The following is a 2,201-nucleotide window of genomic DNA, read 5'->3' on the forward strand; positions in this document are numbered from 1 at the left end:
CTGGATAGCCAATTTTCTCCGCTTCACCGGCCAGGAACTTCGCATCCTGGTTGGCCCCGTGATAACCCGGCACCACCGGAACGCCGGCCTCTTCCATCAGCACCTTTGCGGCGTCCTTGAGGCCCATCTTGCGGATTGCATCCGCCGACGGACCGATAAAGACAAGCCCCGCGGCCTCCACCGCTTCCACGAAGCCGGGGTTTTCCGACAGGAAGCCATAGCCCGGATGGATCGCCTGGGCGCCGGTTTCCTGCGCGACGCGGATGATCTCATCACCCTTCAGGTAGCTGTCCGCCGGGGCCGGGCCGCCGATGTGAACGGCCTCATCCGCCAGCGCCACATGTTTGGAAGCGGCATCGGCGTCAGAATAAGTGGCCACGGTCCGCACCCCCATGGCGCGGGCGGTTTCCATCACGCGGCAGGCGATTTCGCCGCGGTTGGCAATCAGGATTTTGTCAAACATGGGGTTGGTCCTTTGTCTGGATCTCTGGACCGAGGGCTGCCTGCCCCCGGACCCCCGGGAATATTTCTGGCCGGATGAAGTACGGATCTTACATCCGGAACACGCCGAAGCGGGTGTCTTCGATCGGGGCGTTCAACGCCGCGCTCAGCGACAGTGCCAGCACATCACGGCTTTTGCGCGGGTCGATGATGCCGTCATCCCACAGGCGCGCAGAGGCATAAAGCGGATGGCTCTGCTCCTCGAACATGTCGATCGTGGGCTGCTTGAAGGAAGCCTCCTCCCCGGCGCTCCAGCTGCCGCCCTGGCGTTCGATGGCATCGCGTTTCACCGTCGCCAGCACCCCTGCCGCCTGCTCGCCGCCCATCACCGAAATACGGGAGTTGGGCCAGGTCCACAGGAACCGCGGGCTGTAGGCACGGCCCGACATGCCGTAGTTGCCGGCGCCAAAGGAGCCGCCGACCAGCATGGTCACTTTCGGAACATTAGTGGTGGCCACCGCGGTCACCATCTTGGCGCCGTGGCGGGCAATGCCCTCGTTTTCATACTTACGGCCGACCATGAAACCGGTGATGTTCTGCAGGAACACCAGCGGGATCTTGCGCTGGCTGCACAGTTCCACGAAATGCGCACCTTTCTGGGCGGCTTCCGAGAACAGCACCCCATTGTTGGCGATGATGCCGATCGGGCAGCCTTTGAGGTGGGCAAAGCCGGTCACCAGCGTCTCGCCGAACCGCGGCTTGAACTCATCAAAGCGCGAGCCGTCGACCAGCCGTGCGATCACTTCGCGAATGTCATAAGGCGTGCGCAGATCGCCCGGCACCACACCAAGGATTTCCTCGGGGTCATAGGCGGGCTCTTCGGGGCTCGCCCAGTTTACCGTCAGCGGCCGGATGATGTTTAGCGACTGCACCGCGCGCCGCGCCAGTGCCAGCGCGTGGGCGTCATCCTCGGCCAGGTAATCGGCCACACCGGACAGCCGCGTGTGCACATCGCCGCCGCCCAGATCCTCGGAGCTGACCACTTCACCCGTGGCAGCCTTCACCAGCGGCGGGCCGGCCAGGAAGATGGTGCCCTGTTCCTTCACGATGATGGTGACATCCGACATTGCCGGCACATAGGCGCCGCCCGCGGTGCAGGAGCCCATCACCACGGCGATCTGCGGAATGCCCTTGGCCGACATCCGCGCCTGATTGTAGAAGATGCGCCCGAAATGGTCGCGGTCCGGGAAGACCTCATCCTGGTTCGGCAGGTTGGCACCGCCGGAGTCGACCAGGTAGATGCAGGGCAGACGGTTCTCCTCGGCAACCTCCTGCGCCCGCAGGTGCTTTTTCACCGTCATCGGATAATAGGTGCCGCCCTTCACGGTGGCATCGTTGCAGACCACCATGACCTCCTGGCCATGCACCCGGCCGATGCCCGCGACCACGCCCGCAGCCGGGGCCGCGCCGTCATACATCGCGTGCGCCGCGGTGGCGCCGATCTCCAGAAACGAGGAGCCCGGATCCAAGAGGTTCGCCACCCGGCGGCGCGGCAGCATCTTGCCGCGGCCTTCGTGGCGGGCGCGGGATTTCTCGCCGCCGCCCATGCGCGCGGCCTCAGCCGCCTCGCTGATCTGCCCGAGCGCATCCAGATGCGCCTCGCGGTTCTGCTTGAAGCCTTCCGAGGAGGGCATCGCCTTGGATGTAAGTTTCATTCCGTATCCTTTTTCAAAGGGAGGCGGCGGGAGAAGACAACGATG

General features: G+C 64.5%; 2 protein-coding genes. Both read right to left on the reverse strand.

The window, feature by feature from the left end; all coding sequences use genetic code 11:
• Positions 1-463: biotin carboxylase N-terminal domain-containing protein (locus A2I95_RS32845; protein ID WP_291736574.1), on the reverse strand; the 463-nt coding region annotated here is incomplete at its 3' end.
• Between the two features lie 88 nt (positions 464-551).
• A complete protein-coding gene (locus A2I95_RS32850; RefSeq protein WP_291736576.1) occupies positions 552-2,156 on the reverse strand; it encodes a carboxyl transferase domain-containing protein in 1,605 nt (534 codons plus the stop codon).
• Positions 2,157-2,201 lie beyond the last annotated feature (45 nt).

Source organism: Leisingera sp. F5, assembly GCF_001593695.1.

Bases quoted from the DNA above. Each gene is read 5' to 3' on its own strand.
- A2I95_RS32850 (WP_291736576.1), bottom strand. From the start codon at position 2,156: ATGAAACTTACATCCAAGGCGATGCCCTCCTCGGAAGGCTTCAAGCAG.